An 18,300-nucleotide genomic window follows, 5' to 3' on the forward strand; every position below is an offset into this window, starting at 1 on the left:
CACGATACTCTTCAGGAGCGCGACTTCAACCGCGCGAGCCTTGCCGCAATCTCCTTGTCGCGATGGAGCGCGCTGAGCTCGTCGATGTCGCGCGAATACGGAATGCCCGGCGGCACGCCCGTGACGCGCGCCACGGCCCTGCCCGCACGCAGCGCCTTCGCCGCAGCGGCGGTGCCGCCACGCTTGCGGGGCGAATGCGAGGCCTGATGGCTCGCCTCAGTCTCGCTCTTTGCGAGATCGACGCGGCGCTGCTCGGCATCCTGCAGCGCCGAGAGCACGGCGCGTAGCGAAGTCACGCATTGCTCGATCTTCTCGTTGTTCTCGTCGATGGCGCGGGACAGCACCTCGAACTGTGCCTCCAGATCCATCTGCCGCGCGATGCCGGCGCGGGCCAGATCGTCGCGGCCGTCGGTGATCGCGCCCTCGATTTTGGCGGCGAGATCGGTCATCTCGCGTTCGATCTCGGTGCGGCGCGCGTTGAGGCGGTATTCCTCGGCGCGCGCGGCCGCGAGCGCATCGCGCGCCTCGCTCTCGGCGCGCTCGATCTCGCGGATGGCCTGGCCAACCACTTTCAGCTTGTTGTTGCCTTCGGCCTGCTCGATCGCGTCATAGGCGATGCCGGCGATCAGACGTCCGACCCGGGACAGGAAGTTCTCGGGAGCGGCTGCGATGGTATCCATGGCGTTCTCCTCCTCTGGCAGACTGTTCGGCGTGACGCCGTAGTGAACCTCGAAACCGTCGTCGGTGCGGATGAGGTGCGCGGGCACGCTCTGGCCCCAGCCTTCCGCATAGCCAACGTAGTCGAAGGGCACGCTGAAGCGCCCCTGCACGGTCGAAATCGAAATGGTGGCCGGGCCCTTGATCTTGGCGAGCTTGTCGTCGAGCGGCAGGCGGCGGCCTTGCGCCGCGCGATAGTCGGTGCGGTCGCGCAGGCCCAGCGTCACCAGCCGCGACGGCAGCGCGGTCTGTTTCCGGATCGGCTCATAGGCATGGGCATGCAGCAGTACGACGTTGGATCCCACATTATGGGTCCGAGCGACCTCATCGAGGATCTCCATCATGCGGTCATAGGCCTGGAACGTCGCCTCCATGGCGGCCTTGGCGGCCGGGTCAGGGGCTAGCCTGTATCGAAGCGCCGATGGCGCATTTCGGAGCGACGGGCTCATGGAAAGCACTAAAGCACCATTTTGGTGCTTTACAAGGGGGAAGCTCGATCACGTTCCACTGATCCTGATGCACTCTATGGGTTAGTCGCTGTCGCCTGGGGCCGCGTTCAAGGCGGGCCATCACTCCTAGATGACCGCCGATCAAGACTTTCTGCATGCGCGGGTTGCAATTTTACGCAAAGGCTAGGTCGACCTGGGACGCGGGACAGAGCTGTGTCGCGCGACGTTGCGAGCAATCCTTGCGACGACGCAATCCAGAGTCCTTCCGCGGAGGGATTCTGGATTGCTTCGCTACGCTCGCAATGACGGAGCAAGGAGCGTTCGCGTATTCTGATAACTCACGCCTCAGTCCGCAGATACACCTTCGCATTCTCGCGTGGTTCGAAACCGGGACACCATCGATGACTCCTCCGCATCAGGCGACTGGCTCTCGCGCACGAACCGCCCGGTTACCCTGGTCGCGCGCGGCTGCGCTCGCTGGCGGGCTGGTCTTCGCACTGCTCATCTATATCGGCTGGCCTGCGGCTCAGGCTGAGCCCGCCAAGCTCCGCGTGGCGACCCGAATCGTGCCGCCCATGGTCATCGAGAAGAACGGCACGCTGAGTGGCTTCAGTATCGAGCTCTGGAACAGCATCGGCAAACGACTGAACCGCGAGACCGACTATATCGTGTTGCCCGATGTGAGCGAACTGCTTGACGCGGTGAAAAATGGACGAGCCGATCTCGCCATCGCGGCCATCTCCATCACGTCGGAGCGGGAGGACAGGTTCGACTTCTCTCAGCCGATCATGAACTCGGGCTTGCAAATCCTGGTTCGCGGCACGGCCGTCAATGTCGAAGCCAATCCGCTCCGCGAGCTGATGCAATTGTTCTTCTCACGCACCCTGCTGGTCTGGCTCGGCATTGCACTGCTACTGATCCTCGTGCCGGCGCACCTGATGTTCCTGGTCGAGCGAACGCATCACAGCGGGATCATTCCGACCAGGAAGTATTTTCCGGGCATCTTCCACGCGATGTTCTGGGCGGCGGGCACGCTGGCCACCCAGGCCGATCAGATGCCGCGGCACTGGATGGCGCGCATCGTGGCTGTGCTGTGGATGTTCACCGGGGTGGTGTTCGTCGCATTCTATACCGCGCAGTTGACGGCTTCACTGACGGTGCAGCAGATCAAGGGACCGATCAACAGCAGGCAGGACCTTGTCGGCAAGACCGTCGGCACCACGCGGGGCAGCACGGCCACGGCCTATCTGAATGAGCTCAAGGCCCAGGTTCGCGAGTTCGAGAAGGTCGATGACCTCTACAAGGCCCTGCTGGACCAGCAGGTCGACGCCGTCGTGTTCGATTCACCCGCCCTGCTCTACTACACCACCCATGACGGAAGCCGATTGGCGCGGACCGTCGGCGAAGTGTTTCACCGGGAAGACTACGGCATCGTGTTTCCGACCGGCAGCCCGTTGCGCAAGCAGGTCAACGAAGCGCTGCTGGGGCTCCGCGAGAACGACACGTACCAGCGGATCTACGAGGAATGGTTCGGCAAGCGCTAGGTCGGGATTCAACAGCTTGTCCGCAGCATATCCACAACGACAATTCGAAAGATTTACGCTGGATTTGCAACGCACTTGCTGCGCACAAATCCACAGGGCGTGCGTCAGCCGCCAGCCTGGTCGAACACGCTGCGGCAGGCCTCGCTCAGGCTTGAGCGGTTACGGCGCAGGCAGGCCGTGATCGCACGAACGTTGGGGATTTCGCCGGCGCAGAGCCGGTAGACGTCGGGGGTGCAGGCCCGACGCTGCTCCGGCGTGCCCTGCTGCGCATTTGCCGCTGATGCAAACAAGGTCAGGAACAGGCCGACCGTGGAGGCACGACGCGCCCGGCTTCTCACACCCGCAAACCGCAAGAACCGCGCCTTCATGACCAGTCTCCTGTCTGCCCTGCCTGCCCGGCCGCCATTGGCCGGTGTGGGCAAAGAGGTAGGAGGAATAAATCGCTGGCGATGTGATCTCTTTCACACTTGCCGCCGCTTGGAACCTCTTAGACTTGCCGGGGTTTTTCTTGGGCTTGTTGGGACTTCTGGGGACCTTTCAGAAATCACTAACCAAACGGATCTCGATCGCCTGATCGTTAAAATGCGAACGATCAGGTCAATCGGGAAACAAACCGGCTTTGCGACACTGCGCCATCCGTGGTCCGGAGGGTGTGATGAGCGAAGCCGAATTCAATTTGATGCTGGATGCCGTCCGGGACGCCATGATTGTCGACAATTTCTTGCCCGCGCCGGAGGAGGACTTCGTCCCTCGCGCGTGGAGCTTCGACGCAACGCCCAAGAAGGCGCTCCAGGCCGCCAATGACAATGAGTGCGCCTGGCCCCTGCTGCCCTTTCCGGACGGCTGGTACGCTGCCTGCTGAAACCTCCAGGCTGAACCTGGCGGCGAACGGCAGGCCTTCTCCGATCAAGTCTTGACGCTGTCCTTGTCGTCCTGCTGCGCCCTGTCGGGTGCCGCTGGCGGGAAGATGCTGTCATAGATCGCGCGCGCCTCGGCAATGAGGCGAGCCCGCTCCAGCTCGGATTTCGGGATAAACCGGACGATCTCGCCCACGTGTGCTCCAGCGCTCGATGGTTGGGACTGCATGCCTTCGCAGATGCGAAGTTTATGCCATCGGGCCTGAATCGAGGGTTTCCAACAAGCCCCGGGCAAACCCGGTGCGCGCGACGCGTGCGGCTGCTGCCTGCGCCATTGGCGGGCCGGCACGAAATGATGGTTTTTGCTGAGATATCAAATGTTTGGTGATGGAGGCCACGACCAGAATTGAACTGGTGTACACGGTTTTGCAGACCGTTGCGTAACCACTCCGCCACGTGGCCCCGTAAGGCCGGAGCAATATAGGGGATCAACGGCTTAGGCAACCCCGACGGGACAGTTACACCTTCACAGGACCGAGGTATCGAGCAAGAACCTCCTCGGTCGTGCCTGACGCGGTGATCCGCCCCTGCTCCAGCAGGATGGCGCGGTTGCAGGTGCTCCTGATCATCTCGGCATCGTGCGAGGCCAGCACCAGGATGCCGGCGCGCGCGACGATCTCGTCGAGCCGCTGCCGTGCTTTCTTGCGGAACTGCTGGTCGCCGACGCCGATCCATTCGTCGAGCAGCACGATCTCGCCTTCGACGGCGGTGGCGACCGCGAAAATCAGGCGCAGCATCATGCCGCTAGAATAGGTACGGAGCGGCAGATCGAGCTTGTCGCCGAGCTCGGTGAACTCGGCGATCTCGGCGCGCCGCGCGTCGATGTCGGTGCGGCGCGCGCCGATCACGAGGCCGCGGCGCATGATGTTCTCGTAACCGGTCGCCTCCTCGTCGAAGCCGGCCGCGAGATCGAACAGCGAGAGGCAGCGGCCGAGCACGTCGAGGCTACCGGCGGTTGGATGGTAGATACCGGCAAGAACCCGCAGCAACGTCGTCTTGCCAGCGCCATTGGCGCCGACGATGGCGAGGCGATCACCCGCGCGGATATCGAGGTCGATGCCGTCAAGCGCCGTGACGATGAGTGGACGCGTTTTCTCGCGGCGCAGCGTCACGGCACGCACGAAGCGGCTGCGCAGCGAGCGATCGCGGAACGACAGCACCGGGAACGTCACCGAGACGTTGCGCAGCACGATATGGGCTTGAGGGCTCATGTTGCGCCTCACAGCCAATACGCCACGCGGCGGCGGTATCTTGCGTAGCAGCCAAGCCCGATGGCGGCCGCAGCGAGCGCGTAAGCGATGCCGAGCAGCCATTGCGCCTGATCTATCGGCTGCGACAACAGCGGCTTGCGCACGAGATCGAGCAGCGTCGCAAACGGATTGACCCATGTCAGCCAGGCGAGCGCGGTGCCGCGCACGCTGTCCTCGGTCCAGATCACGGGCGTGAGGAAGAAGATGAATTGCAGGCCGCTGACGATTGCAGATCCAATGTCGCGGAAGCGCGCGCAGAGCACACCGAGTGCGACTGCCCCGCCGAGCAGAACGACCAGCAGAAGCGCAAGGCCAGGCAGCGCGAGCAGCATGGTCCAGCGCAGCGGCCAGGGCACCGCGACATGGAGCATGACGACGATCAGGAGATGATGGGCGAAGATCAGGACGTTGCGCGCGAGCATCTGCAGCACGTGCACGATCAGGGGCGCCGGCACCGCCTTGATCAGATGGCCGGAGGCGACGAAGACGTTGGCGCCCTCCTGGAGCGTGGTCGCGATCAGGGTCCAGACGATCAGGCCGACCGCGAAAGGCGGCAGGAAAGCAGCGATGTCCTGCTTGAACAGCGCGGCATAGACCGTGCCGACGCTTGCGATGGTCGCCGCCAGCGTCAGCGTGATCCAGAGCGGTCCGATCACCGTGCGCCGGTAGCGCAACGAGATGTCCATCACGGCCAGCGTGCCCCAACGATCGAACTGCGCGGCCTGGGCCAGGATCTCCTTCGCTGCGCTCGGAATTCGGCTGCCCCCTTCTGGTTCCGGACCGGTCGGTCTCTCTATCTGCCCGCTCCTTCCGGGGCAATCAACCGGACGGACGAACCACGCCCAAGTCAGGACCTTTTGCCGCGGCGGAAGTCGCGCCGGCGGCCCTTTGGTGCCGGCTTCGGCGCCAGCTCCGGCATCTCGGCCTGAACCTCGCGGTAGCGTGTCAACAGCCGTTCAAAACTGGCGTTCAAGGTCTCGGCGATGTCGGGGCGCCGTTCGAGCCCCGCGAGCAGCGTGGCAGCGGCCTCGATGGTCGACAGCCCGTCCTTGCGCGGCTCGCGTCGCAGGCGGCCATAGCGCGAGGGGTGCTTCGGGTTGAGAATCACGCGCTGGCATTTCAGCATCCAGGGATTGCGCCACCACAGCGCCTTGGCCTGGCTCCAGGTGCCGTCGAGCAGCACCACTCCTTCGAGCTTGCCGAGGACGGCGCGCTGGTTCTCCGCAACCTCGCCCTTGCGGTTGAGCGCAACGATCTCGTCCTCCGCATCCAAATCGGCGGCGCGCGCCGACCCGAGATACAGCACAGCCCAGTGCGAGGCATTCTCGACCGGGTGCCCGAGCGCCTTGGACAGGCTCGGCCAGGACAGGCCGACCCGTACCGTGGCATCTTCAAAGTGCTTCGCCAGCAGTCGCGCGGTGCCAAGCGCCCTGTCCTGCTCTTGCGGATGCTGCAGGATCAGGAGCGACAGCCGGTTCTCGATCGGCGTGACGCTGTCGCAGATGCACAGCGGCATCGGCTTCTGGCAGTGCGGGCATTCCGGAATCGGCTCTGGTGCGGCGGCCGTGGTCTCAGCTGGGTTCGACATGGTCGCCGCTATACGCCGGGTACGGCCGTTCAACAACCCGGCTATTCCGCCGGGGCTGCCAGCGCGCGCGGCTCGGACCGCCGGCGCAGCCGGTCAATCAGCAGGTAAATCACCGGCGTCGTGTACAGCGTCAGGACCTGCGAGACGAACAGGCCGCCGATGATGGTGATGCCGAGCGGGCGCCGCAGCTCCGTGCCTGGCCCGGTGGCGACCACCAGCGGAATGCCGGCGAACAGCGCGGCCATGGTCGTCATCAGGATCGGGCGGAAACGGGCCTGGCAGGCCTCGAAGATCGCCTCGGCCGACGACAGGCCGCGCTGGCGCTCGGCATCGAGCGCGAAGTCGACCATCATGATGCCGTTCTTCTTCACGATGCCGATCAACAGGATGATGCCGACAAAAGCGATCACCGTCAGCGGTGTATTGGTGATCTGGAGGGCGAGCAGCGCACCGAGCCCGGCCGAGGGCAGTGTCGAGATAATGGTGAGCGGGTGGGCGAGACTCTCATAGAGCACGCCGAGCACGATATACATCGCCACCAGCGCGCCGAGGATCAAGAGCGGTTGCCGGCCGCTGGTCCTGGCGAAGTCGCCGGCATTGCCGTCAAAGCTGCCGCGGATGCCCTCGGGCATGTGCAATTCATCGACCGCACGCTGGATGTTTTGCGTGGCGGCCTGGAGCTCCACATCCGGCAACGTGTTGAACGACACCGTGGTCGAGGGCACTGACTGCGAATGATAGACCGCGAGCGCAGCGAGCCCACGCGTGGCGTGCACCACGGTAGACAGCGGCACCTGGACGTCGCCTGCGCCCGCGACGTAAATGCGCTCGAGATTGGAGGGGTCGACCTGGAATTTCGGATCGATCTCCAGCACGGTCATGTACTGGTTGCGCTGGGTGTAGATGATCGAGATCTGGCGCTGCGAGAAAGCATTGTTCAAGGCATTGTCGATGTCCTGGACCTTGACGCCGAGCGCTGCGGCCTTCTGGCGGTCGATGTTCAATGTCAGCTGAAGCCCGCCGGGATCGCGATCGCTGGAAATGTCGGTGATGCCCTCGACCGTCTCCATGCGCTTGGCCACGATCGGCGCCCATTTCTGCAGCAGGTCGAGGTCGGTGCTCGATAGCGTGTATTGGTAATTGGAATCGCTCTGCCGGCCGCCGGCGCGGACATCCTGTGCGGCGAACATGAACAGGCGGATGCCGGGCACGGGGAATAGCGCCTTCCTGAGACGGTCGATCACGACCTGGGTCGAGACGTGGTCACGCTCCTCCGGCGGCTTCAGGCTGATGAACATGACGCCGCGGTTCGAAGTCGCGCCGCCCGGCCCGCCCCCGCCGCCGACGGTCGAGCCGATGCCGGCCACGGCCGGGTCCTGCATCACGATGTCTGCCAGCCGCTGCTGCAGAGTCAGCATCGACTGGAACGAGATGTCGGCCGAGGCGCGCGTCGCGCCGATGACGAAGCCGGAATCATCAGTCGGGAAATAGCCCTTGGGCACCTTGGCGTAGAGCAGCACCGTCAGGCCGATGGTGGCGAAGAAGACCAGCAGCGTCAGCAGCGGGAATTCGAGCACGGCGTGCAGCGTGCGGGCGTAAAACGCGACGATCCGCGACAGCGAGCCTTCGATCAGGCGGTCGAACAGTGTGGCCGAGCCCGACGTGGTTTGCTTGACATAATGGGCGCAGATCATCGGCGTCACCGTCAGCGACACCAGGGTCGACACCACGATCGCGAAGGTCAGTGTCAGCGAGAATTCGCGCAAGAGGCGGCCGACGATGCCGTCCATGAAGATCAGCGGCGTGAACGCCGCGATCAGCGACAGGCTGATCGAGACCACCGTGAAGCCGATCTGTTTGGCGCCCTCCAGCGCGGCCTGCATCGGTCGCATGCCATGCTCGAGATTGCGGAACATGTTCTCGATCATGACGATGGCGTCGTCGACCACGAAGCCGACGGAGATCGCGAGCGCCATCAGCGACAGATTGTCGATCGAGAAGCCGGCCACCCACATGCCGGCGCAGGTGCCGGCCAGCGCCAGCGGCACCGAGATGCCGGCGGCGATGGTCGGTGTCATCCGGCGCAGGAATACGAACACCACGACCATCACCAGGATAGCGGTCGCGAGTAGCGTCCATTGCATGTCCATCACGCTGGCGCGGATGGTCGAGGTCCGGTCGACCAGGGTGGAGACGTCGACGCCGGCCGGAATCCACTGCTTCAACTCGGGGATCAGCGCCTTGACTCTGTCGACCGTGTCGATGACGTTGGCGTCGCCCTGCTTGGTGATCTGGATCAGCACCGCCGGCTGCTTGTTGAACCAGGCGATCGAGCGCGCGTTGCGGACGCTGTCCTCGATATCGGCGACGTCGGAGAGCCGGACGAAATTGCCGTTCGCGCTCTTGATCACGATGTCGCGGAATTCCTGCGCCGTACGCATCTGCCTGTTCAGCGACAGCGTCTCGCTCTGACGCTCGCCGTTGAAGACGCCGACGGGGCCAAGCGGATTGGCGTTGACGATTGCGGTGCGCACGTCGTCGGTCGCGATCCCCGCATTCGACAGCGCCACCGGGTTGAGCTGGATCCGCACTGCCGGCTGGTCGGCGCCCGACACCGTCACGTCGCCGACGCCAGGCACCTGCGAGATGCGCTGCGCCAGCACGGTGTCGGCGACGTCGTAGATGGCGCTGGCCGACAGCGTCTTGGAGGTCAGCGCCAGCACGAAGACCGGCGCGCCGGCCGTGTTGGCTTTGCGAAAGCGCGGCAGCGCCGGCAAATCGCTGGGCAAATCGACCAGCGCGGCGTTGATGGCGGCCTGCACGTCGCGCGCCGCCTTGTCGATGTTACGGCCGATGTCGAACTGGAGTTGGATGTTCGCCGTGCCGAGCGACGACGTCGACGTGATCTGGTTGATCCCTGCAATTTCGCCGAGCCGCCGTTCCAGCGGTGCCGCCACGGTTGCGGCCATCACGGAAGGGTCGGCGCCGGGCCTGCTCGCCGAGACGAAGATGGCGGGGAAGTCGACATTCGGGACCGAGGCGACGGGGAGGAACTCGTAGGCGACGGCGCCCAGCAGGAACAGCCCGATCGACAGCAACGTGGTCGCGACCGGGCGGCGGATGAACGGCTCCGAGATCGATGCCATCACTGCATCCCCTCGGTCGCGCCGGCCGTCGGCGCCTCGGGCTCAGCCGGCGGCAGCGCCTGCTCGAGGCGGCGATTGATGCGGTCGAGCGCGAGGTAGATCACCGGCGTGGTGTAGAGCGTCAGCAACTGGCTCAGCAGCAGGCCGCCGATGATGGAGATGCCGAGCGGGAAGCGCAGCTCTGCGCCGGTGCCACTCTCGATCGCGAGCGGCAGCGCGCCGAACAGCGCCGCCAGCGTCGTCATCATGATCGGGCGGAAGCGCAACAGGCAGGCCTGCACGATGGCCTCATGGGCCGGCATGCCCTGCCCGCGCTCGGCTTCGAGTGCGAAGTCGATCATCATGATCGCGTTCTTCTTGACGATGCCCATCAAGAGAATGATGCCGATCAGGCCGATCACCGAGAGGTCTTGCCCAAACAGCATCAGCGCGAGGATGGCGCCGACGCCGGCCGAGGGCAGCGTCGAGAGAATCGTGATCGGGTGAATGTAGCTCTCATAGAGCACGCCCAGCACGATATAGATCGTGATCACGGCGGCGAGCAGCAGCCAGGGCTGGCCGGCCAGCGCCTTGGCGAATTCGGCGGCGTCGCCGGCATAGACGCCGACGATGCTGTTGGGCATCTCGATCCGGGTCTCGATCGCTTTCACCGCCTCGACGGCGTCGCCGAGCGCTGCGCCCGGCGCGAGATTGAAGCTGAGCGAGATCGCCGGGAATTGCGCCTGGTGCGAGATCGCCAGCGGCGCCGTGGTGCGCTTCAAGGTCGCCACCGCGTCGAGCGGCACTTGCGCGTTGGGCGCGCCGGCGGTCGCGCTGGCGCCGCCTGGCAAGTACAGCTTCGACAGGATCGAAGGATCGCGCTGGTACATCGGCAACGCCTCCAGCACCACGCGATACTGGTTGGCCTGGCCGTAGATGGTCGAGATCTGGCGCTGCGCGAAGGCATCGTTGAGCGTGTCGGTGATGGCTTGCAAGGAGACGCCGAGCTGGCCGGCGCGGGTGCGGTCGACGTCGAGCTGCGCGCGCAGGCCGCCTTCCTGGGCTTCCGAGGAGACGTCGCGGAACAGGGGATCGCGCCGCATCTCATCGACGAGCTTGTGGGCCCATTCCGACACCAGCGCCGCGTCGGTACCTGTCAGCGTGTACTGATACTGCGAGCGGCTCGACTGGGTCGAGATCTGCACGTCCTGGACCGGCTGGAAATAGACGGTCATGCCGGGAATGCCGGAGACCTTCTGCTTCAGCCGGGCAATGACCACGCCGACATCGTCGGCTCGCTCGCCGCGCGGCTTCAGCGTCAGGACGAGGCGCCCGACATTGGTGGTCGGATTGACCGAGCCCGCGCCGATCACCGAGACCACGCCCGTGACGTCAGGATCGGCCTTGATGGCGTCGGCGGCATCGGCCTGCCGCTTCTGCATCTCGGCAAACGACACGTCAGGCCCGGCTTCGGTCACCGCCGTGATCGAGGCGGTGTCTTGCAGCGGCAAGAACCCCTTTGGCGCGACGACATAGAGGACGAGGGTTGCGGCCAGCGTCACAAAGGTCACGACAAGCGTGGTCCTCTGATGTCGCAAAACTACGAGCAGCGTGCGGTGATAGAACTCGACGGTGCGGTCGATGAAGCGGCTGACGGCGGCGAGGCCCGGCACCGCCAGCTCCTCATGGGCATGCCTCAGCAGCCGCGAGCACATCATCGGCGTCAGCGTCAGCGAGACCACCGCCGAGGTCACGACCGCGATCGTCAAGGTCAGCGCGAATTCGCGGAACATGCGTCCCACGAGGCCGGACATGAACAATAGCGGGATGAATACGGCGATCAGCGACACCGTCAGCGAGATCACGGTGAAGCCGATTTCGCTGGCGCCCTTCAGCGACGCCTGCATCGCATTGTCGCCATTCTCCATATGGCGGACGATGTTCTCGATCATCACGATGGCGTCGTCGACGACGAATCCGGTGCCGATCGTCAGCGCCATCAGCGACAGATTGTCGAGGCTGAAGCCGGCGAAATACATGATGCCGAAGCTCGTGATCAGCGACAGCGGCAGGGCCACGCCCGCAATCACGGTTGCGCGCAGCGAGCGCAGGAACAGCAGCACGACCAGCGTCACCAGCACGACGGCAAGCACGAGCGTGAACTGCACGTCATGGACGGAGGCACGAATGGTGACCGTGCGGTCGGAGACGATGGTGAGCTTCACGCCGGCCGGAATGGCACGCTGCACCTTCGGAATCTCGGCGCGGATCTGCTTGACGACGTCGATCACGTTGGCGCCAGGCTGGCGCTGGATGTCGATGATGACGGCCGGCGTTCCCTGGTACCAGCCGCCGGTGCGGTCGTTCTCGAGCCCGTCGACGATCTGCGCGACGTCGCCGATCGTCACGGGCGAGCCGTTGCGATAGGCGATGATGATCGGCCTGTAGGCGTCGGCGGCGGCGATCTGGTCGTTGGCCGCGATGATGTAGGACTGCTGCGCGCCGTCGAGCGAGCCCTTTGGTCCGGAGACGTTGGCGTTCGCGATGGCGGCGCGTAAGTCCTCCATGGCGATGCCGTAGGCAGCGAGCCGTGCCAGATCGGCCTGGATACGCACGGCCGGCTTCAGCCCGCCGAGCACGGAGACGCGGCCGACGCCGGAGATCTGGCTGAGCCGCTGCGCCAGCAGCGTGTCGGCGATGTCGCTCATCGCCCGCAGCGAGATCGTGTCCGAGCGCAGCGCCAGCGTCATGACCGGCGCGTCCGCCGGGTTCACCTTTGCGTAGGTCGGCGGATAAGGCAGCGTCTTGGGCAGCACGCCGGCGGCGGCGTTGATCGCGGCCTGCACGTCCTGGGTCGCGCCGTCGATGTCACGGTTGAGATCGAACTGAAGCGAGATCTGGCTGACGCCGAACGAACTCGTCGAGTTCATCGCCGTCAGCGACGGGATCTGGCCGAGCTGCCGCTCCAGTGGCGCCGTGATCAGCGAGGCGATCACGTCGGGGCTCGCGCCCGGCAGCTGCGTCGACACCTGCACGGTCGGAAAGTCGACCTGCGGCAGCGCTGAGACCGACAGCGCGAAATAGCCCAGCAGCCCACCGATCAGCAGCGCAATGCCAAGCAGCGAGGTTGCGATCGGACGGCGGATGAAGGGTTCGGAGACACCCATGGGATGCGCCTGCCGCTCTAGGCGGCTGTTGCCGGGATCATGGCTGCTTGGCTCCAGATCCCGATGGTTGGGCCCCCGATGGTTGAGCCCCCGGCCCCGGCGCAGGCCCGGTCTGGCCCTTCTGGTCGCCTTCACTGCTCTTCCGCTTGGCGCGGAATTCGCCGTCCTTGCCCTGCCCGTCCTTCTGGCCGTCTTTGGCCTGACCGCCCTTCCCGTCGGCTTGCGGAGCGCGCGTGCGCTTGCGCGGGGCGAGATCGGCCGACGGCGTCTGTTCGTCGCGGCCGATGACGACCTTGGAGCCGTCGGACAGATTGGCAAAGCCCGTGGTGACCACCTTGTCGTGCGCTGTCAGGCCGCTCGCAATGACCGCATCATGCTCGTTCTGCTGCGTCACCGTCACGGGCTTGGCCGTCACGACATTGTCCTCACCGATGACATAGCTGAACGTGCCGATCGGTCCGCGCTGCACCGCAGATGTCGGCACCACCAGCGCCTGGTTCAGCGTTTCGACCTTGAGGCGGACATTGACGAACTGGCCGGGCCAGAGCTGGTAGTTTGCGTTTGGAAACTCTGCCTTGAGCCGCAGCGTACCCGTGGTCTGGTCGACCTGGTTGTCGATGCCGGTGAGCTTGCCGGTGTCGATCACGGTGACGCCGTCGTTGCCGAACACGTCGACCGACAGCGCGCCCTTCGCGGCCGCCGCGTTGACCCGCATGATTTGCTGCTGCGGCAGACTGAACCACACGGCGATCGGCTGCAATTGGGTGATGACGACGAGGCCGGTCGTGTCGGAGGCGTGGATGATGTTGCCCTGGTCGACTTGACGCAGGCCGACGCGGCCCGACAGCGGCGCCACGATCTTGGTGTAGCTCAGCGTCGCCGCCGCATTGTCGATCGCGGCCTGATCGGCCTTGACCAGCGCCTCGGTCTGCGCGACCGCCGCGCGCTGGGTGTCGGCCTGCTGCTTGGAGCCGGCATTGGAGGCGGCTAACTGCTCGTAGCGCGTCAGGTCGATACGCTGGTTGGCGAGCTGGGCTTCGTCCTGGGCCTTCTTGGCCACAGCCTGGTCATAGGTCGCCTGGTAAAGCGCCGGGTCGATCTCGCCGAGCACGTCGCCCTTCTTGACATCCTGGCTTTCGGTGAATTTCACCGCGATCAGCTTGCCGTCGACCTGGGAGCGCACGGTGACCGTGTTGAGCGCGCGGATGGCGCCGACGCCATCGAGATAAACCGGCACGTCCTGAACCTTGGGCGTTGCGGCCAGCACCGGCACCGGCAGATCGGGCCGTTGCTGGCCGCGACCGCCAGCCGCCTGCTGCGGCTGCTGGTGCATCACGGTCCAGCCCAGATAGCCGAGCCCGCCGAGGATCGCGAGCGTGATCAGGGTCATGACGAAGCCGCGGCCGCGCGACTTCTTCGCCGTTCCCGCCTTCGCGCCGTCTTTCGTATCCGGCTTAAAGAGCATTGACCGGTTTCTCCATTCGCGGCTCCCAGCCACCACCGAGCGCCTGATACAGGCTGACGATGGCAAGAAGCCTTGCGAGCTGTGCCTGTGACAGCGTGTCTTCGGCCTGGAACAGCGTGAGCTGGGTGTTGAGCACGGTCACGATATCAGCCGTGCCGGCCCGCAGCTGCTGCTCGGCGAGATCGAAGGCGCGCCGCGAGGCGTTGACCACGTCGCGCTGCAATTGCAGCTTGATCGTGGTCTGCTTGATTGAAAATAGTGCGTTGTCGACGTCGGTGAAGGCCTGGACGATGGTTTTGCGATAGGTCTGCAGCAGCTCGTCCTGGCGCGCCTTGGCATATTCGAAATTGCCAAGGATCTTGCCACCGTCAAAGATCGGCTGGGTCGCGCTGCCGACCAGCTGGAAGAACGCCGCGTGCGGCTGAAACAACGAAAACAGCGCCGAGCTCTGATAGCCGCCATTGCCGGTGAGCTGGATGCTCGGGAAGAACTGCGCGCGCGCGTTGCCGATATTCGCGGTGGCGGAGGCGAGCTGTGCCTCCTGCCGGCGGATGTCCGGCCGCTGCGTCAGCAGTTCCGACGGCAGCCCAGGCGTGACACGCGGAATGGCGATCCGATCCAGCGAGCCGCCGGCAACGCGCACGCTCTCCGGCGGGCGCGACACCAGCACCGCGAGCGCATTGGCGTTCTGGTCGAGGGTCTGGCGCAATGGCGGCACCAGCGCCTTCTGGTTGGCGAGCACGCTCTCCTGCTGGGCGACGTCGAGATCAGTCCCCGTCCCGGCCTTGCGGCGCTCGCGGATGGCATCGAGGATGCGCTGGGCGCTGGCGATATTGCGCTGGGCTGTACGCAGGCGGTCCTGCGAGGCCAGCACCTGGAAATAGGCATTGGCGACGGCTGCGAGCGTCGTCAACGCCACGGTATCGCGATCGAAGCGGTTGGCCTTGGCGGTCTCCTCCGCCGTTTGCAGCGCATCGCGGTTCTGGCCCCAGAAATCGAGCTGATAGCTGGCGCTCAGCGATGAGGAATAATTGACCACCTCACGACCGCCATTGGTCAGTCCCGAAGAGCTCGAACCCGACGTACGCGAATACGTCTCCGACCCGGTCCCCGACAGGCTCGGCAACAGCGCCGCGCCCGCCTGGCGTGCCTGGGCATCCGCCTCGACGATGCGCGAGACGGCGGCAGCGATGTCGAGATTGACGGTCTGCGCCTCCTCCATCAGCTGGGTCAGCTCCGACGAACGGAAGCCGCGCCACCAATCCAGCGTCGGCGGCGCGTCCGCCTTCCCGGCGTATTTGTATTGCGTGGGGACATCGAGCGCGGGATCGGGAAGGTCCTGGGTCAGTACGCAGGCGCCCGAGCTCGAGGCCAGGCACACGACCGCGACGGCTCGCAGGGTCCGGGACGCTGAGCCAAGGAATTGCCGCCTCATGGGGGCCGGAACCCGCTGTGTCACATCCACCCCCTGACGGGCAGATCATGCCGCCACCGCGCGGCCGGGTGAGCCGATTCGCGGGTGGTTGGCCGGCGGCCATTCTGTAGCACATTCACAGCGTGATGCTTTCTGCGGAACCTGAAATCCATACTAGCCGGGCGCGGAACTGCGGGACAGTCCCGCACCTGCGAAACGCACAGCGGACCGTGCCGACGACCGGACTGTTGGATTGACAGATATGCCTGTCTTGCAGTTGTTTCTTCAATTCCGGAAAGGTTCGGAAACACGATCAAGCTTACAAAGATTTCATGTGATATTGCAGCCACAGTTGCTCTTAAGACGCAGAGTCAGGCCCGTGCTCCACTGAAACCGGCGCCGCAACGCACCGTAGCTTGTCCAGCACCAGGCAGGGACATTAACGCATGCGCATCGCGGTCATCGGAACGGGCATTGCCGGCAACACGGCGGCCTGGACGCTTTCTCAGCGCTATCCTGTGACCGTCTATGACCGCGAGCTGCGACCGGGCGGCCATAGCCACACCGTCACCGTCGACTATCAGGGCACGCCTGTCACCGTCGATATCGGCTTCATCGTCTACAACGAGCTCAACTATCCCGACCTGACGGCGATGTTCGCCCATCTCGGCGTCGAGACGGTCGCAAGCTGCATGAGCTTTGCAGTGTCCGCCGATGGCGGTCGATTCGAATGGCGCGGCGGAGGCAATGATCGGTGGTCGACCGGGGCCGGCCTGTTTGCTCAGCCTGCCAATCTCCTCTCCCCGTCCTACCTGCGAATGCTGACGGAGATCCCGGCATTCGGCCGTCAGAGCGTCGACGACCTTCGCAATGGCCGCCTGGCCGGACTGACGCTCGGTGCCTATTTCCGGCAACGAGAGTTCTCAAAGCGTTTGCTGACCGACTATCTCGCGCCAATGGGGGCTGCCATCTGGTCTGCGCCCGCCAGCGAAATGCTCGACTTCCCGGCCGAGAACTTCGTCGCCTTCTTCGACAATCATCGCCTGCTGCACTACGACCGGCCAGTCTGGCGCACCGTCAAAGGCGGCAGCCAGACCTATGTCAGGCGGCTTCAGGCCGCATTCAGGGACCGCATCCGGCTCGGCAGCGCCGTCACGTCGATCGCGCGCACGGCGCATGGTGTCGTGGTCGGCGACAGCCACGGCCGGCTCGAGAGTTTCGACCACGTGGTGATTGCCGCGCACAGCGACCAGGCACTCGCCATGCTGTCGGATGCAGACCCGCGCGAGCGCGACATCCTCGGAGCCATCAACTATTCCCCGAACAAGGTCTATCTGCATCGTGACATCAGACTGATGCCAAAGCGGCGCCGTGCCTGGGCGTCGTGGAATTTCCTGCGCTGGCAGCGCGAGGGAGAAGCGATGAACGACGTCGCGGTGACCTACTGGATGAACCGGCTGCAGGACATCGATGCCGACAAGCCGCTGTTCGTGAGCCTCAACCCGCCGTTCGAACCTGCGCCCGAGCTCACCTTCGGCCAGTATCTCTGCGAGCATCCGCAGTACAATGCGGCCGCCTTTGCCGCGCAGAAGCGACTGGCAGAGATCCAGGGCCCGCGGCACACCTGGTTCTGCGGCGCCTGGACCGGTTATGGCTTTCACGAGGACGGCCTGCGCTCGGGCCTCAACGTCGCCGAGGCGCTCGGGGCGACCGCGCCGTGGCGGGCGGCCCCGATCGAGCTGGCGGAGGCTGCGGAGTAGCGCGATGGTGAGGACAGGCCTTTCAGCATCGGATGCCGCCTCGCTCTATTTCGGCGAGGTCATGCATGCGCGGCTCAGACCCATGGGCCATCGCTTCAGCTACCGCGTCATGAGCCTCTTGATCGACCTCGACCGGCTGGACGAGGCTGACAGGCAGTCGGTACTGTTCGGCGTCAACCGCGCCGCGCTCTACAGTTTCCACGAGAAGGACCACGGCCCGCGCGACGGCTCCTCGCTGCGCGCCTACGCGGAGCGCTGCGCCGCCGCTGAAGGCATCGACCTCGGCGGCGGCCGGGTCGAGCTGCTGTGCTATCCGCGCCTGCTCGGCTACGGCTTCAATCCGCTCTCGGTCTATTTTTGCCGCAACGCCGATGGCGAGCTGGCGCTGGTGATCTACGAGGTCCGTAACACCTTTGGCGAGGTGCATCCGTACATCCTGCCTGTCAGAGCCGGCGAGCTGAACGCCGCGGGCCTGCGGCAACAACAGGACAAGCAGTTTTACGTCTCGCCCTTTGTGCCGATGGCGATGCGCTACCATTTCCGGCTGCTGCCGCCGTCCGATCAGGTCAAGCTGCGCATCCTGGAGACCGACAACGACGGCCCGCTGCTGGCAGCGACCTTCAGCGGCCGCCGCCGAGCCCTGACCTCGCCTGCCCTGCTGCGATCCTTCTTCAGCCTGCCGCTCGTCAGCCTCAAGGTGATGGCAGCGATCCACTGGGAAGCGCTGCGGCTCTGGCTGAAGGGTGCGCGGCTGGTACCGCGACCCGATACCGCAGGGCAGCGCAGCGACGAAACCATCTTGGCGCCCGGCAAATCGCGCCCCTATATTATCAGTCGCTGACCGATTGCGGGGCGCGCTCGGGTCAAGCAACAGAGCGGGATGGGCGCGCTCGGCTCGCGGTCG

Annotated in this window: 14 protein-coding genes and 1 tRNA gene; 4 read left to right on the forward strand and 11 right to left on the reverse strand. The window is 65.0% G+C overall.

What is annotated here, in order from left to right:
* Positions 1–11 precede the first annotated feature (11 nt).
* Positions 12–1,175, reverse strand: coding sequence for a PspA/IM30 family protein (locus Q0687_RS14015; RefSeq protein WP_298877583.1), 1,164 nt, complete (start codon positions 1,173–1,175; stop codon positions 12–14).
* Between the two features lie 392 nt (positions 1,176–1,567).
* Here Q0687_RS14015 and Q0687_RS14020 point away from each other — a divergent pair, with 392 nt between their 5' ends.
* Entirely contained in the window at positions 1,568–2,710 is a 1,143-nt protein-coding gene (locus Q0687_RS14020) for a transporter substrate-binding domain-containing protein (RefSeq protein ID WP_298877585.1), read from the forward strand.
* 104 nt (positions 2,711–2,814) lie between these two features.
* Here Q0687_RS14020 and Q0687_RS14025 read toward each other — a convergent pair whose 3' ends face one another.
* The gene (locus tag Q0687_RS14025) at positions 2,815–3,078 is read right to left on the reverse strand and encodes a hypothetical protein (RefSeq protein ID WP_057756641.1); all 264 of its coding nucleotides are present in this window, start codon (positions 3,076–3,078) and stop codon (positions 2,815–2,817) included.
* Positions 3,079–3,365: 287 nt separating this feature from the next.
* On the opposite strand from Q0687_RS14025, the gene Q0687_RS14030 reads away from it, so the two are divergent.
* Entirely contained in the window at positions 3,366–3,572 is a 207-nt protein-coding gene (locus Q0687_RS14030; protein ID WP_298877589.1) for a hypothetical protein, read from the forward strand.
* A 44-nt stretch (positions 3,573–3,616) separates the two neighbouring features.
* On the opposite strand, the gene Q0687_RS14035 is transcribed toward Q0687_RS14030, so the two are convergent.
* The 9 genes from Q0687_RS14035 to Q0687_RS14075 form a co-directional block, all read right to left on the reverse strand.
* Positions 3,617–3,763 carry a hypothetical protein gene (locus tag Q0687_RS14035; RefSeq protein ID WP_298877590.1) on the reverse strand — a complete coding sequence of 49 codons (147 nt, stop codon included), beginning with the start codon at positions 3,761–3,763 and terminating at the stop codon, positions 3,617–3,619.
* A gap of 192 nt (positions 3,764–3,955) precedes the next feature.
* Positions 3,956–4,029 (reverse strand) — tRNA-Cys (locus tag Q0687_RS14040).
* A gap of 56 nt (positions 4,030–4,085) precedes the next feature.
* The gene (locus Q0687_RS14045; RefSeq protein ID WP_298877592.1) at positions 4,086–4,838 is read right to left on the reverse strand and encodes an ABC transporter ATP-binding protein; all 753 of its coding nucleotides are present in this window, start codon (positions 4,836–4,838) and stop codon (positions 4,086–4,088) included.
* An 8-nt stretch (positions 4,839–4,846) separates the two neighbouring features.
* Positions 4,847–5,563 (reverse strand): ABC transporter permease, encoded by a 717-nt coding sequence (locus tag Q0687_RS14050; RefSeq protein ID WP_363323950.1) that lies wholly within the window; start codon positions 5,561–5,563, stop codon positions 4,847–4,849.
* A 161-nt stretch (positions 5,564–5,724) separates the two neighbouring features.
* Positions 5,725–6,465 (reverse strand): tRNA-uridine aminocarboxypropyltransferase, encoded by a 741-nt coding sequence (locus Q0687_RS14055; RefSeq protein WP_298877593.1) that lies wholly within the window; start codon positions 6,463–6,465, stop codon positions 5,725–5,727.
* 41 nt (positions 6,466–6,506) lie between these two features.
* Complete coding sequence (locus Q0687_RS14060; protein WP_298877595.1) at positions 6,507–9,611, reverse strand: efflux RND transporter permease subunit; 3,105 nt, start codon at positions 9,609–9,611, stop codon at positions 6,507–6,509.
* The gene (locus tag Q0687_RS14065; RefSeq protein ID WP_298877597.1) at positions 9,611–12,757 is read right to left on the reverse strand and encodes an efflux RND transporter permease subunit; all 3,147 of its coding nucleotides are present in this window, start codon (positions 12,755–12,757) and stop codon (positions 9,611–9,613) included. The genes Q0687_RS14060 and Q0687_RS14065 overlap by 1 nt, the downstream gene beginning before the upstream one ends.
* Before the next feature lie 37 nt (positions 12,758–12,794).
* Positions 12,795–14,222, reverse strand: a complete 1,428-nt coding sequence (locus Q0687_RS14070) for an efflux RND transporter periplasmic adaptor subunit (RefSeq protein WP_298877599.1) — start codon at positions 14,220–14,222, stop codon at positions 12,795–12,797.
* The gene (locus tag Q0687_RS14075; RefSeq protein WP_298877601.1) at positions 14,212–15,657 is read right to left on the reverse strand and encodes an efflux transporter outer membrane subunit; all 1,446 of its coding nucleotides are present in this window, start codon (positions 15,655–15,657) and stop codon (positions 14,212–14,214) included. The genes Q0687_RS14070 and Q0687_RS14075 overlap by 11 nt, the downstream gene beginning before the upstream one ends.
* A gap of 425 nt (positions 15,658–16,082) precedes the next feature.
* Here Q0687_RS14075 and Q0687_RS14080 point away from each other — a divergent pair, with 425 nt between their 5' ends.
* Entirely contained in the window at positions 16,083–17,396 is a 1,314-nt protein-coding gene (locus Q0687_RS14080) for an FAD-dependent oxidoreductase (protein ID WP_298877603.1), read from the forward strand.
* Positions 17,397–17,400: 4 nt separating this feature from the next.
* Positions 17,401–18,237 (forward strand): DUF1365 domain-containing protein, encoded by an 837-nt coding sequence (locus tag Q0687_RS14085; RefSeq protein ID WP_298877604.1) that lies wholly within the window; start codon positions 17,401–17,403, stop codon positions 18,235–18,237.
* Positions 18,238–18,300: the final 63 nt, after the last annotated feature.

It is taken from the genome of uncultured Bradyrhizobium sp. (assembly GCF_936928535.1).
Taxonomy (GTDB): domain Bacteria; phylum Pseudomonadota; class Alphaproteobacteria; order Rhizobiales; family Xanthobacteraceae; genus Bradyrhizobium.